Genomic DNA, 13,909 nt, shown 5'->3' with positions numbered 1-13,909 from the left:
TTCCGGCATTTCTGATGTCCAAAAAAGCCAAATGTCCAAAAGGCAGTTCTCGTAAAAGGAAATCCGCAGCGATGGCGTACTACCGCACTCCTCACGACGTGACCGCTCTGCCCGCCTGGCAGGCGCTGAATCAACACCGCGAAAACATGCACAACTTCAGCATGCGCGAAGCCTTTAATGCCGATCCGCAGCGCTTCAATCAGTTCACGCTCAGCAGCTGCGGGTTGTTCCTCGACTACTCCAAGAACCTGATCACCAGCGAGACCCGCAACCTGCTGGTCGGCCTGGCCAACGAAGTCGATCTGCAAGGCGCGATCAAGGCGCTGTTCGCCGGCGAACCGGTCAACTCCTCCGAAGGCCGCCCGGCGTTGCACACCGCGCTGCGCCGCCCGGTGGGCGACAAGCTGTCGGTCAACGGCGTGAACGTGATGCCCGACGTGCACAAAGTGCTGAATCAGATGACCGAGCTGGTCGGCAAGATTCACGATGGCCTGTGGCGCGGTTACACCGAGAAACCGATCACCGACGTGGTGAACATCGGCATCGGTGGTTCGTTCCTCGGCCCGGAGCTGGTCTCCGAAGCCCTGCTGTCCTACACCCACAAGGGTGTGCGCTGCCATTACCTGGCGAATATCGACGGCAGCGAATTCCACGAGCTGTCGGCGAAGATCCGCGCCGAGACCACCCTGTTCATCGTCTCGTCGAAAACCTTCACCACCCTCGAAACCCTGAAGAACGCACGCGCCGCACGTGACTGGTACCTGGCCCAGGGCGGTTCCGAGGCCGAGCTGTACAAGCACTTCATCGCGGTATCGAGCAACAATGCCGCCGCCGTCGCCTTCGGTATCCGCGAAGAGAACATCTTCCCGATGTGGGACTGGGTCGGCGGGCGCTACTCGCTGTGGTCGGCCATCGGCCTGCCAATCGCCCTGGCGATCGGCATGTCGAACTTCAAGGAACTGCTGTCCGGTGCCTACACCATGGACCAGCACTTCCAGAACGCGCCGTTCGAACAGAATATGCCGGTGCTGCTGGCCCTGCTGGGCGTCTGGTACGGCAACTTCTGGGGTGCGCAGAGCCACGCGATCCTGCCGTACGACCACTACCTGCGCAACATCACCAAGCACCTGCAACAGCTGGACATGGAATCCAACGGCAAGAGCGTGCGCCAGGACGGCACGCCGGTGTCGACCGATACCGGTCCGGTGATCTGGGGTGGCGTCGGCTGCAACGGCCAGCACGCCTACCACCAACTGCTGCACCAGGGCACTCAGTTGATCCCGGCCGACTTCATCGTGCCGATCGTCAGCTTCAACCCGGTCGCCGACCACCACCAGTGGCTGTACGCCAACTGCCTGTCGCAGAGCCAGGCACTGATGCTCGGCAAGACCCGCGCCGAGGCCGAAGCCGAGTTGCGTGAGAAAGGCATGAGCGAGGCCGACGTGCAGAAGCTGGCACCGCACAAGGTGATTCCGGGCAACCGTCCGAGCAACACCCTGGTGGTCGAACGCATCAGCCCGCGTCGTCTTGGCGCCCTGGTGGCGATGTATGAACACAAGGTGTTCGTGCAGAGCGTGATCTGGGGTATCAACGCCTTCGACCAGTGGGGCGTGGAATTGGGCAAGGAGCTGGGCAAGGGCGTCTACAACCGCCTGACCGGCAGTGAAGAGTCCGCGGCCGAGGATGCCTCGACCCAGGGCCTGATCAACTACTTCCGCGGCCGCCATCGCGGCTGACCCCGACGGCGGTCGCGCTTCGGCACGGCCGCCTCTCCTCCCCGCGCAACGCGGGTGACGGGAAAGGCCGGGGTGACAAAAGGCTGGTAGAATTGCGCGCCAATTCCGACCCAAGGCGCGCTCCATGTCTTCCTTGAACCAGGCGCTGCGCGCCGCTCTTGACCAACGCCAGGACCTGCTGGCCGAACTCCATGCCCAAGGTACCGACTGCTACCGACTGTTCCATGGCAGCCAGGAAGGTGCAGGCGGCCTGACCTTCGATCGCTACGGTCCGCAACTGCTGGTACAGAGCTTCCACCAGACGCTCGATCGCGAGGCATTGCTCGCCGCACACGACGTCGTCAACCAGGCATTGGGACTGCAAACCCTGCTGGTCTATAACGACCGCTCCCACGGCAACTCGCGAATCGACCGGGAAGATCCCATCTACCGGGCCGAGGACAACGCCCTTGCCGACCTGGTCGGTCATGAGTGGGGTCTCAACTATCGCGTTCGTGGCCGCCACGCAGGACAAGACCCACTGCTGTTCCTCGACCTGCGCAATGCCCGTGGCTGGGTCAAGCAACACAGCCGTGGCAAGAGCGTGCTCAACCTGTTCGCCTATACCTGTGGCGTCGGCCTGAGCGCTGCGGCCGGGGGCGCGCGGGAAGTCTGCAACCTCGACTTCGCCGAGGGCAACCTGGCCGTGGGCCGTGAGAATGGCCTGCTCAATCCAGAACTGCCAGGCATGCAGTTCATCCAGTCCGACTACTTCCCGGCCATCCGCCAACTGGCCGGGCTGCCGATTGCCCAACGCCGGGGCCAGAAACTGCCGAGCTATCCACGCCTGGAACAACGCCAGTACGACCTCGTGCTGCTCGATCCACCCGCCTGGGCCAAGAGCGCCTTCGGTACGGTCGACCTGCTGCGTGACTATCAGAGCCTGCTCAAGCCCGCCCTGCTGGCCACCGCCGAGGGTGGCGTGCTGATCTGCTGCAACAACCTGGCGAAGGTCGGCATGGATGACTGGCGTGAACAGGTCCTGCGTTGTGCGGAAAAAGCCGGCAGGCCCGTGCGCGACTGGCAGGTGCTCAAACCTGCCGCGGACTTCCCTTCCAGCGACGGCCAGCCACCGCTGAAAATCCTGATTCTGCAACTCTAGAAATGACGCCAGAAAACCGTGGTCCGCGAAGAAAAAAGGCGATTGCTTCGCAACCATAAACGCGTGCCATACTCCAAGGCATCTTCGACTGAGAAAGACGACGCATCACATGTCCAAAGGATTGAAACGCGCCCTCGGCGCCTTGCTGACCGTCCTCGCACTCTACACCGTGCTGGGCTTTTTCATCCTGCCGGGCGTGGCGTTGCGCATCGCCAATCAGCAACTGGCGAACTACGCCACGGTACCGGCCAAGCTCCAGCGCCTGGAGCTCAACCCGTTCAGCCTCGAAGTGACGCTGTGGGGCCTGAATATCGGTGAGCCGGGCAAGGAACAGGTCGCGTTCGAGCGCCTGTACGTCAACCTGCAGATCGACAGCCTCTGGACCCACGCCCTGCACCTGGCAGAGATCCAGCTCGACAAGCCCCATACCGAAGTGTCCTTCAACAAGGACGGTACGCTGAACCTGGCCCAGCTGTTCAAACTGCCGGCCAGCGAACCGACGCCGGCCGACCCGAATGCCAAGCCGTTCCCCGTGCGCATCGACAAGATCGCCCTGGCCGACGGCTACCTGCACTTCCAGGACCTGCGCCCCAGCGAGCCGATCGAGTTCATCTACGACAAGCTGGACCTGCAACTGAAAAACCTCAGCACCCTGCCCGACGACAGTGCCGACATGGTGCTGGTGGCCGCCGGTCCAGAGGGTGGGCGCATTGACTGGAAGGGCAACTTCAGCCTGACGCCAATCACCTCCGAAGGTTCGCTGAAAGTCACCGACGGCAAGATGAAGCTCTGGTGGCCTTATGTGCGTGATGCCCTGCCGCTGGTTCTGGAAGACGGCATCCTGAACCTCAGCACCGACTACAAGCTCAGCCTCGCCAAGGAAACCGAGATGCAACTGAGCAACGCCTCGGTCAGCGTTGCCCCGTTCGCCATCAAGGCCCCCGACGGCCGTCAGCTGGCACGCCTGGAACGCCTGGACGTGAGCGAAACCACCGTCGACCTGGCCAAGCAGCAGGTGGTGGTCGGCAAGATCCACAGCAACAAGCTGGAAACCTGGGCCGCTCGGGAGGCCGACGGCCAACTGGACTGGCAGAAGCTGTTCGCCAGCCAAACGTCCAAGCCCGAGCCGAAGAAACCCGAACCTGCCACCGCCGACGCTCCGCCGCCGGCTCCGGCTCCGGCCGCGCCAAGCAAGCCATGGCAGGTGCTGCTCAAGGATGTGCAACTGCGCGACTACCGCGTCCATCTGGCCGATCGGGCCAACAAGACACCGGTCGCGCTCGAGGTTGGACCGCTGAACCTGGACCTGCAGAACTTCGACAGCCTGAACCAGTCACCCTTCACCCTCAAGCTCGACACCGGCTTGGGTAAACAGGGCAAGGTCCTGGCAAGCGGCGAAGTCAACCTGAACCCCATCAGCGCAAAATTGAAGGTCAACACAAAAGACATCGACCTGCGGGTAGCGCAAGCCTACGTCGAGCCATTCATTCGCCTGGAAGTGCGCAGCGGCATGCTGGGCAGCGACCTCGACGTCAACCTCAAAAGCGTCGACCCATTGGCCTTCAGCATCACCGGACGGGCCCAGGTCGACCAGATGCACACACTCGATACCCTCAAGAGCCGGGACTTCGTCAAATGGCAGAAGCTGCAGGTCGACGGCCTGAACTACCAGCACGGTGACGCCCTGTCGATCGACAAGGTCAGCCTGTACCAGCCTTATGCGCGCTTCATGATCAACGACGACCGCAGCACCAACGTCGATGACCTGCTGATTCCGCAGCCGCCCAGCAGCGGCAAGAAGTCCGCCGCCAAGCCCGCACCATCGAACAGCAAGCCTCTGGGTATCCGCATCGGCGGTATTGCCATCAACGACGGCTCGGCCAACTTCGCCGACTTCAGCCTGACGCCCAACTTCGCCACCGCCGTCCAGCAACTCAACGGCCAGATCGGTACCATCGACAGCCGCCAGGCGAAACCGGCGGATGTCGACGTCAAGGGCAAGGTCGACCGTTATGCGCCAGTGACCATCAAGGGCGCGCTGAACCCCTTCGACCCGATGGCCAGCCTGGATATCGCCACCAGTTTCAAACGGGTCGAGCTGACCACGCTGACCCCCTACTCCGGCAAGTTCGCCGGCTATCGTATCCGCAAGGGTCGGCTCAACCTCGACCTGCATTACCTGATCACCAAGGGCCAGCTCAAGGCTGAAAACAAACTGGTGGTCGAGCAATTGCAACTGGGTGAGAAAGTCGACAGCCCGGATGCCGTCGACCTGCCGATCAAGCTGGCCATCGCCCTGCTCAAGGACGTCGATGGCAAGATATCCATCGAATTACCGGTTTCCGGCGACCTGAACAATCCGCAGTTCAGCGTGATGCCGATCGTCTGGCAGACCTTTCGCAACCTGATCGTCCGTGCCGCCGCCGCGCCCTTCAAGTTCATCGGTGGGCTGATTGCCGGTGGCGACGCCCAGGACCTGAGTAACGTGGCGTTTACTCCCGGCTCCAGCGACCTGAGCAAGGACGCCGAGTCGTCGCTGACCAAACTGGCCGCCGCGCTCAAAGAGCGCCCGAACCTGCGCCTGGAAATCGAGGGTACCAGCGCCCAGAGCAGTGATGGCATGCTGATTGCCCAGCAACGCCTGGAGCGCGAGTACCAGGCGACCTACTACAAGATGCTCCAGCGCCGCGGCGATAAGGTTCCGGCCCAGGCGGCGCAGTTGCAGGTACCGGAGGATGAGAAGGCGCCGATGCTCGAAGGTATCTATCGCAACTTGCTCAAGCAGCAGCCACCGGCCGAATGGGCGCAGCTGGGCCGCGACGAACGTACCGCCAAGCTCCGCGAAGGTGTGCTGAAAAACTGGAGTGGCAATGCCGTGCTGCTGCGCAAACTCGGCCAGGATCGAGCCAGCAGCATCAAGGACTTCCTGGTGGACAAGGGGCAACTGCAGGACGACCGTGTCTACTTCATCGACGCCACGCTCGGAGAAGCCGAAAGCGATGGCCGTATCATCACCCCATTGCACCTGGACAGCGAGTAATCATGTCGAAACGCGTCATCTTCAGCCTGGCGGCTGCCTTGTTGCTGGCCGCCCAGGCCCAGGCCACTACCCTGCGCTGCGAGAAAGGCCTGATCAGCTACGGCGACAGCACCTATGATGTGACCACCAAGTGCGGCACTCCGGTGGCGGTCATCGACAAGGGCTATCTCGAAGTACGCCACGGCAATCGCCGGGATGGGGTCAAGGTCGAGGAGTGGATCTACACGCCTAGTGGCGGCATGAAACAGTCGCTGCGCTTCGAGGGTGGCCAGTTGGTGGATATCCGCAGTACCCGCAGTCCTTGAGCTGTAGCCGATGCTGAAGCCTATTCGCGGGCAACCGAGCGTCGGCCCGCTCGCCCGCAATGCTCCAAGGTGCATACCTTGCAGGAGCAGGCGGTGCGGCGACCTGGCTTGACCACGAAAAGGCGCGCCGCCCCGCGAAATAGAACAGGCCCCGACGCGAAGCGCCGGGGCCTGTAATGGTCACATCCGTGTGACCCGTCGCATGAACCTCAGGGTTCAACGAATGAACAACAGACTCATCCGTCATGCCCTACTGCCGGCTCTGGCGAAATTTTGATCGTTACTCGGTTTTCAGGGCTTCAGCGGTAACGCCTTTAACGCCCTTGATGTTCTTGGCGATATGCACCGCGGTTTCTTTCTGAGCGGCGGTCACCTTGGTTTCCGACGACAGCGAAACGACGCCCTTGGCGGTTTCTACCTTGATGTCGCTGCCAGGAATGCCTTTCTCGGTGAGCAGGTCAGCCTTGACCTTGGTGGTGATCCAGGTATCAGAGGTCTCTTCCTTGGCCTTGGTGACTTCACCGGCGGCGAGCATCATTGGCTTGGACGCCTGGGTCTGTTCAGCCGCGAAGGCAGCATTGGCCAGAGTCAGGGTCAGGGCGGTAGCAGCTGCGGTAGCGATAGCGAACTTTTTCATACGAGTCACTCCTGTTCTTCTGGAAAGTCTGCTGCCGTGTCCTGGCAGCAGGGTTACCTGAATATTGCAGGTGCTGTGCCAACCTGAAGATGGAAATAAAATACTTTAAAATCAAATAGTTAAACGAAACGTCGAAAAAATTGATCGTGCAGATTGCATGACCACCCATCCGCAGTGCATGCAAGTTGCAGCTTCTTTATGCCAGCAACCCGCTGAAATACCGCTGCTTTTGCGTGCCCATGAAAAAAGGACCCCGAAGGGTCCTTTTTCAACACAAGACGCTGGAACGATTAAACGCCCGATGCCTTGGCCGCCGCGACGTCCTTGATGGACAGCTTGATGCGACCGCGGTTGTCCACGTCCAGCACCAGCACTTCGACTTCCTGGCCTTCCTTCAGGATATCGGTGACTTTCTCTACGCGAGCGTCGCTCAGCATCGAGATGTGCACCAGACCATCCTTGCCCGGCAGGATGTTGACGAACGCACCGAAGTCGACGATGCGTTCTACCTTGCCCAGGTAGATCTTGCCGATCTCGGCCTCTGCGGTGATGCTCAGGACGCGCTGGCGAGCCGCCTCGGCCGCTTCCTTGGTTTCACCGAAGATCTTGATCGAGCCGTCGTCTTCGATATCGATCGAAGCCTTGGTTTCTTCGCAGATCGCACGGATGGTCGCGCCACCTTTACCGATCACGTCACGAATCTTGTCGGTGTCGATCTTCATCGAGATCATGGTTGGGGCGTTGGCCGACAGTTCGCTACGGGACTGGCCAATGACCTGATTCATCTGGCCGAGGATGTTCAGGCGCGCTTCCAGGGCCTGGCCCAGGGCGATTTCCATGATCTCTTCGGTGATGCCCTTGATCTTGATGTCCATCTGCAGCGCGGTGACGCCCTTGGCGGTACCGGCTACCTTGAAGTCCATGTCGCCCAGGTGATCTTCGTCACCCAGGATGTCGGTCAGGACAGCGAACTTCTCGCCTTCCTTGACCAGGCCCATGGCGATACCGGCCACTGGCGCCTTCATAGGTACACCGGCGTCCATCAGGGCCAGGGAAGCACCGCAGACCGAAGCCATGGAGCTGGAACCGTTGGATTCGGTGATTTCCGATACCACGCGAATGGTGTACGGGAATTCACTGTCGCTTGGCAGCATGGCCTGGACCGAACGACGGGCCAGACGGCCGTGGCCGATTTCACGACGGCCAGCACCGCCCATGCGGCCACACTCGCCCACCGAGAACGGAGGGAAGTTGTAGTGCAGCATGAAGGGGTCTTTCTTCTCGCCTTCGAGGGTGTCCAGCAACTGTGCGTCACGGGCGGTACCCAAGGTCGCAACGACCAGAGCCTGGGTTTCACCACGGGTGAACAGGGCCGAACCGTGGGTCTTCGACAGAACGCCGACTTCGATGTTCAGCGGACGCACGGTGCGGTTGTCGCGACCGTCGATACGTGGCTTGCCGTTGACGATGTTTTCGCGAACGGTGCGGTATTCGATTTCACCGAAAGCGGCTTTCACGTCGGAAGCCGAAGGCTGGCCTTCTTCGCCCGACAGCTTGGCAACCACCTGGTCCTTCAGCTCGCCCAGGCGAGCGTAACGGTCGGCCTTGACGGTGATGGTGTAGGCCTGGGAAATCGCTTCGCCGAACTCGGCACGGATTGCGCCCAGCAGCTCGGTGGCTTCAGCTTGTGGAGCCCAGGTCCAGGTTGGCTTGGCCGCTTCGGCAGCCAGCTCCTTGACGGCCTGGATCACGGCCTGGAACTCGTCGTGGGCGAACAGTACGGCGCCCAGCATCTGGTCTTCGGTCAGCTCCTTGGCTTCCGATTCAACCATCAGTACCGCTTCGGAGGTACCGGCAACGACCATGTCCAGGCTCGAGGCCTTGAGCTGCTCGTAGGTTGGGTTCAGCAGGTAGCCAGTGCTTTCATGGAAGGCTACGCGAGCGGCGCCGATCGGGCCGTCGAAAGGAATACCGGAGACCGCCAGGGCCGCCGAGGTACCGATCATCGCGGCGATGTCCGGATCGGTCTTCTTGCTGGTGGAAACGACGGTGCAGACGACCTGCACTTCGTTCATGAAACCTTCAGGGAACAGCGGGCGAATCGGACGGTCGATCAGGCGCGAAGTCAGGGTTTCTTTTTCGGAAGGACGGCCTTCACGCTTGAAGAAGCCGCCGGGGATCTTGCCGGCAGCGTAGGTTTTTTCCTGGTAGTGCACGGACAGCGGGAAGAAACCCTTGCTCGGGTCGGCCTGCTTGGCACCGACAACGGTCACCAATACGCTGACGTCGTCGTCAACGGTGACCAACACTGCGCCGGAGGCCTGGCGAGCGATGCGACCAGTCTCGAGGGTAACGGTCGACTGACCGAACTGGAATTTTTTGATTACCGGGTTCACGGTGTCCTACCTTCTTTGTGGCTCTTGGGGGAACTGGCTTCTTGCGAAATCCTTGGCCATTACCGGGCATCGACCCGGTTCTGGATCATTACGAAAACGGCCCGCCTGGCGGCTTTCGTAATGATCCGGCGCTCCAGATAAAACTTGAGGTTGGGAGCCTGCCCCTTGCCGATGGAAAACCACGGGCAAGGGACAGACAACCAACCTCTAGCGCAACCGCTTGTTAGCGACGCAGACCCAGGCGACCGATCAGGGCGCTGTAACGAGTCACGTCCTTGCCTTTCAGGTAGTCCAGCAGCTTACGACGCTGGTTTACCATGCGGATCAGACCACGACGGGAGTGGTGGTCCTTGCCGTTGGCCTTGAAGTGACCTTGCAGCTTGTTGATGTTGGCGGTCAGCAGTGCAACTTGCACTTCTGGCGAACCAGTGTCACCAACAGCTTGCTGGTAGTCGGTTACGATCTGAGCTTTTTCTTCAACGCTGAGTGCCATGTGGGCAATCCTTATATCAGGAAACCGTCCGGGAACGGTTTCAACAGGCCGAGGACAAATCCCCGTATCTATAAAAGAGTAGTGACCGTGCCTGTTGACAGCCACCCTCGTCCGGTCATTCTGACCGAATCAGTCGACGCGGCGCGATGCGCCCGTCTTCGCTCACTTCACCGATACCGATGAAGCGACCGTTATGATCCTGTACACGGACCATGCCGAATTTCGGCGCGTCCGGGGCACGAACTGGCTGGCCGTTGAGCCAGTAGAACGCACTGTGCTCGGAGAACTTGAGCAAAGGCCAATCCTGCAGGCCACTGTCCGACGGCATCAGGAAGCGATCGATCGCTTCGTTGCCACCTTCGGCATGGGCGGCTTCCAGCTCTTCGAGCGTCACCGTCTGGGCCAGGCTAAAGGGTCCGGCCTGGGTGCGACGCAGTTGCGCGACGTACGCGCCGCAACCGAGTCGCTCACCGATATCCTCCACCAGGGTACGAATATAGGTGCCCTTGCTGCACTCCACCGCCAGTCGGGCAGTATCGCCTTCGCTGGCCAGCAACTCCAAGCGCGCAATAGTAACAGAACGCGGTTCGCGCTCCACTACTTCCCCTGCACGTGCCAGCTTGTAAAGCGGCTGGCCATCACGCTTGAGCGCCGAGTACATAGGCGGTATCTGGCTGATTTCGCCACGAAAATCCGGCAGGACCGCTTCGATATCGGCACGACCAACGGTCACCGGACGGGTCTGCAGGACCTCGCCTTCGGCGTCCGCGGTGGTCGTGGTCTTGCCCAACTGCATCAGGGTTTCATAACCCTTGTCGGAATCGAGCAGGTATTGCGAGAACTTGGTCGCTTCGCCGAAGCACAGCGGCAGCACGCCGGTGGCCAGCGGATCGAGGCTGCCGGTGTGGCCGGCCTTCTCGGCGTTGAGCAGCCAGCGAACCTTCTGCAAGGCCGCATTGGAAGTAAACCCCAGCGGCTTGTCGAGCAGAATGATACCGCTGACGTTACGACGGATACGTTTGACCTGAGCCACCGATTACTCCCGGCCGTCTTCTGGAAGGCTGCCTGCTGCCGACGTACCGTCGGTGTGCTGGCTGTCCTCGGCCACGGCCCGCTCGATCAATGCCGACAGGTGCGCGCCACGGACGACGCTTTCGTCATAGTGGAAGTGCAGTTGCGGCACGCTGCGCAGCTTCATTTCGCGCGCCAGTTGCATGCGCAGGAAGCCCGCCGCCGAGTTGAGCACCTTGATGCTCTGGGCGATTTCTTCCTGGTTGTCCTGGCCCATCACGGTGATGAAGATCTTCGCGTGGCCGACGTCACGGCTGACATCGACTGCGGTGATGGTCACCAGGCCTACGCGCGGGTCCTTGACTTCGCGACGAATCAGTTGCGCCAGTTCGCGCTGCATCTGATCGCCGATACGCTGGGTACGGCTGTATTCTTTTGCCATGTCTTGTTACCTGTTACTGCCTCACGGCGAAACCCGTGTGGTCTGAAAGCGGCAAACGCCCGGCCTGGCAGAAGCCGGACCGGGCGTTGCGTTTAGAGTCCGCTCGACAACCGGTGCAGCAAACCGCGGCCGGCCATCGGGGCTCTTGAAGCGTTCGAATCAGAGGCTGCGAGCAACCTGGACCTTCTCGAAGACTTCGATCTTGTCACCGACCTTGACGTCGTTGTAGCTCTTGACGCCGATACCGCACTCCATGCCGTTGCGAACTTCGGAAGCGTCATCCTTGAAGCGGCGCAGGGATTCCAGCTCGCCTTCGAAGATAACGATGTCTTCGCGCAGTACACGGATCGGACGATTGCGGTACACGGTACCTTCGATGACCATGCAACCGGCGATCGCGCCGAACTTCGGCGAACGGAACACGTCACGGACCTCGGCCACACCCAGGATGTTCTCCCGGACGTCGCTGCCAAGCATGCCGGTGAGGGCCTTCTTGACGTCTTCGATGATGTCGTAGATGACGTTGTAGTAACGCATGTCCAGGCTTTCCTGCTCGACGATCTTCCGTGCGCCAGCATCGGCACGCACGTTGAAGCCGAACAGAACAGCGTTGGAGGCCAGTGCCAGGTTGGCGTCGGACTCGGTGATACCACCGACACCGCCACCGACAACGCGCACTTGCACTTCGTCGTTACCCAGGCCGTTGAGCGCACCTTGCAGAGCTTCAAGCGAACCACGAACGTCGGACTTGAGGACGATGTTAAGCGTCTTCTTCTCTTCCTGGCCCATGCTCTCGAAGATGTTTTCCAGCTTGCCGGCATGCGCACGAGCCAGTTTGACTTCGCGGAACTTGCCTTGGCGGAACAGCGCGACTTCACGAGCTTTTTTCTCGTCAGCCACCACGCTCATCTCGTCGCCAGCATCCGGAGTGCCGTCCAGACCGAGAATCTCGACCGGAATCGCCGGACCGGCTTCCTTGATCGGCTTGCCGTTCTCGTCGAGCATGGCACGCACGCGGCCGTAGTTCGAACCGACCAGTACCATGTCGCCTTGACGCAGGGTACCGTCCTGAACCAGGACAGTCGCCACCGGGCCACGGCCCTTGTCCAGACGCGACTCGACAACCACGCCACGGCCTGGAGCCGAAGGTGTGGCGGTCAGTTCGAGAACCTCGGCCTGCAACAGGACCGCTTCGAGCAACTCGTCGACGCCGGTACCCATCTTCGCGGAAACCGGAACGAATGGTGTATCGCCACCCCAGTCCTCGGAAGTCACGCCGTGAACCGACAGTTCGCTACGGATACGATCGAGGTCGGCACCCGGCTTGTCGATCTTGTTCACTGCGACCACGAGAGGAACGCCAGCCGCCTGGGCGTGCTGAACAGCCTCGACGGTTTGCGGCATCACGCCGTCGTCCGCCGCAACCACCAGGATCACGATGTCGGTTGCCTTGGCACCACGGGCACGCATTGCGGTAAACGCGGCGTGACCTGGGGTGTCGAGGAACGTCACCATGCCACGGTCGGTTTCAACGTGGTAGGCGCCGATGTGCTGGGTGATGCCGCCGGCTTCACCAGCTGCAACCTTCGCACGACGGATGTAGTCGAGCAGGGACGTCTTACCGTGGTCAACGTGGCCCATTACGGTCACGACCGGTGCACGGGAAACCGCTTCACCTTCGAACTTCAGGGACTCGGCCAGGGAATCTTCCAGGGCGGTGTCGCTGACCAGGGTCACCTTGTGACCGAGTTCTTCAGCAACCAACTGGGCAGTTTCCTGGTCCAGTACCTGGTTGATGGTGGCTGGGGTACCCAGCTTGAACATGAACTTGATGATCTCGGCAGCCTTGACCGACATCTGCTGGGCCAGATCGCCAACAGTGATGGTCTCGCCGATCTTCACATCACGCACGACCGGTCCGGTCGGGCTCTGGAAACCGTGGGCGTTACGCTTCTTCGGCTTGCCCTTGCCGCCACGACCGCCACGACGGAAACCATCGCTCTCTTCGTCGGTAGTACGCGGGGCCACACGTGGCGCCGGCGCCTTTTCCTTGACCGAGGCACGGTGCGGGGCATTCTTGCGCTCGCCGTCGCCGCTGCCGCGACGATTGTTGTCATCGGCACGTGGTTTATCCGGGCGACGCGGCTCTTCGCGCTTGCGCGCATCGGCAGCAGGCGCGGCGGCCGGTGCTTCACGCACAGGCTCGGCGGCCGCCACAGGGGCAGCAACAGCTTCCACCGCTGCTGCGGCAACCGGTTCGGCTGCAGCAGGCGCAGGCTGGCGGCGCGCTTCTTCTTCGGCGCGGCGCTTGGCTTCTTCTTCAGCCTTCTGGCGAGCCGCGTTTTCTACGGCGCGACGTTCTTCCAGCTCGCGCTTGCGCTCGGCTTCGATTTCTTCCGGGCTGCGCTGTACGAAGACTTTCTTCTTGCGTACTTCAACACTGATGCTCTTGCTGCCGGCAACACGCAGGGTGCTGGTGGTCTTGCGCTGCAAGGTGATCTTGCGCGGTTCTTCCACTTTCGCCTTGTGGCTGCTTTTCAAGTGAGTCAGCAGCGACTGCTTTTCGCTGTCGCTGACATGCTCCTCGGCGGCGGTGTGCGGCAGACCTGCCTCACGCATCTGCTGCAACAGGCGCTCTACCGGTGTTTTGACCTCATCGGCCAGTTGTTTCACCGTGACTTGCGTCATGCACTTCTCTCCTCAGGCCG

At 61.2% G+C, this 13,909-nt stretch carries 10 protein-coding genes; 4 read left to right on the top strand and 6 right to left on the bottom strand.

The features are described 5' to 3' along the window. Nucleotides 1–71 precede the first annotated feature (71 nt). The 4 genes from pgi (at nt 72) to AC6I6U_RS07635 (ending at nt 6,222) form a co-directional block, all read left to right on the top strand. Complete coding sequence (gene pgi / locus AC6I6U_RS07650; RefSeq protein WP_497881377.1) at nt 72–1,736, top strand: glucose-6-phosphate isomerase; 1,665 nt, start codon at nt 72–74, stop codon at nt 1,734–1,736. A gap of 124 nt (nt 1,737–1,860) precedes the next feature. After that, complete coding sequence (locus AC6I6U_RS07645) at nt 1,861–2,877, top strand: class I SAM-dependent rRNA methyltransferase (protein ID WP_497881376.1); 1,017 nt, start codon at nt 1,861–1,863, stop codon at nt 2,875–2,877. A gap of 109 nt (nt 2,878–2,986) precedes the next feature. After that, nucleotides 2,987–5,917 carry a DUF748 domain-containing protein gene (locus AC6I6U_RS07640; RefSeq protein ID WP_497881375.1) on the top strand — a complete coding sequence of 977 codons (2,931 nt, stop codon included), beginning with the start codon at nt 2,987–2,989 and terminating at the stop codon, nt 5,915–5,917. A 2-nt stretch (nt 5,918–5,919) separates the two neighbouring features. Next, nucleotides 5,920–6,222 carry a DUF2845 domain-containing protein gene (locus AC6I6U_RS07635; RefSeq protein ID WP_497881374.1) on the top strand — a complete coding sequence of 101 codons (303 nt, stop codon included), beginning with the start codon at nt 5,920–5,922 and terminating at the stop codon, nt 6,220–6,222. Nucleotides 6,223–6,502: 280 nt separating this feature from the next. On the opposite strand, the gene AC6I6U_RS07630 is transcribed toward AC6I6U_RS07635, so the two are convergent. The 6 genes from AC6I6U_RS07630 to infB form a co-directional block, all read right to left on the bottom strand. Then, the gene (locus tag AC6I6U_RS07630) at nt 6,503–6,859 is read right to left on the bottom strand and encodes a BON domain-containing protein (RefSeq protein ID WP_497881373.1); all 357 of its coding nucleotides are present in this window, start codon (nt 6,857–6,859) and stop codon (nt 6,503–6,505) included. Between the two features lie 290 nt (nt 6,860–7,149). Then, complete coding sequence (gene pnp / locus AC6I6U_RS07625) at nt 7,150–9,255, bottom strand: polyribonucleotide nucleotidyltransferase (RefSeq protein WP_497881372.1); 2,106 nt, start codon at nt 9,253–9,255, stop codon at nt 7,150–7,152. A gap of 223 nt (nt 9,256–9,478) precedes the next feature. Then, nucleotides 9,479–9,748 carry a 30S ribosomal protein S15 gene (gene rpsO / locus AC6I6U_RS07620; RefSeq protein WP_122454053.1) on the bottom strand — a complete coding sequence of 90 codons (270 nt, stop codon included), beginning with the start codon at nt 9,746–9,748 and terminating at the stop codon, nt 9,479–9,481. Between the two features lie 115 nt (nt 9,749–9,863). Continuing rightward, nucleotides 9,864–10,781, bottom strand: coding sequence for a tRNA pseudouridine(55) synthase TruB (gene truB / locus AC6I6U_RS07615; protein ID WP_497881371.1), 918 nt, complete (start codon nt 10,779–10,781; stop codon nt 9,864–9,866). Nucleotides 10,782–10,784: 3 nt separating this feature from the next. Then, complete coding sequence (gene rbfA / locus AC6I6U_RS07610) at nt 10,785–11,201, bottom strand: 30S ribosome-binding factor RbfA (protein ID WP_497881370.1); 417 nt, start codon at nt 11,199–11,201, stop codon at nt 10,785–10,787. Nucleotides 11,202–11,360: 159 nt separating this feature from the next. Next, entirely contained in the window at nt 11,361–13,889 is a 2,529-nt protein-coding gene (gene infB / locus AC6I6U_RS07605; RefSeq protein ID WP_497881369.1) for a translation initiation factor IF-2, read from the bottom strand. Nucleotides 13,890–13,909: the final 20 nt, after the last annotated feature.

This window comes from Pseudomonas sp. UTLPPB19802 (assembly GCF_059730225.1).
This window is presented reverse-complemented; position numbering and strand designations above follow the sequence as displayed.

Excerpts from the sequence above, each read along its gene's own strand:
- pgi (WP_497881377.1), top strand. The coding sequence starts at position 72 with ATGGCGTACTACCGCACTCCTCACGACGTGACCGCTCTGCCCGCCTGG.
- AC6I6U_RS07645 (WP_497881376.1), top strand. The coding sequence starts at position 1,861 with ATGTCTTCCTTGAACCAGGCGCTGCGCGCCGCTCTTGACCAACGCCAG.
- AC6I6U_RS07640 (WP_497881375.1), top strand. The coding sequence starts at position 2,987 with ATGTCCAAAGGATTGAAACGCGCCCTCGGCGCCTTGCTGACCGTCCTC.
- AC6I6U_RS07635 (WP_497881374.1), top strand. The coding sequence starts at position 5,920 with ATGTCGAAACGCGTCATCTTCAGCCTGGCGGCTGCCTTGTTGCTGGCC.
- AC6I6U_RS07630 (WP_497881373.1), bottom strand. The coding sequence starts at position 6,859 with ATGAAAAAGTTCGCTATCGCTACCGCAGCTGCTACCGCCCTGACCCTG.
- rpsO (WP_122454053.1), bottom strand. The coding sequence starts at position 9,748 with ATGGCACTCAGCGTTGAAGAAAAAGCTCAGATCGTAACCGACTACCAG.
- rbfA (WP_497881370.1), bottom strand. The coding sequence starts at position 11,201 with ATGGCAAAAGAATACAGCCGTACCCAGCGTATCGGCGATCAGATGCAG.
- infB (WP_497881369.1), bottom strand. The coding sequence starts at position 13,889 with ATGACGCAAGTCACGGTGAAACAACTGGCCGATGAGGTCAAAACACCG.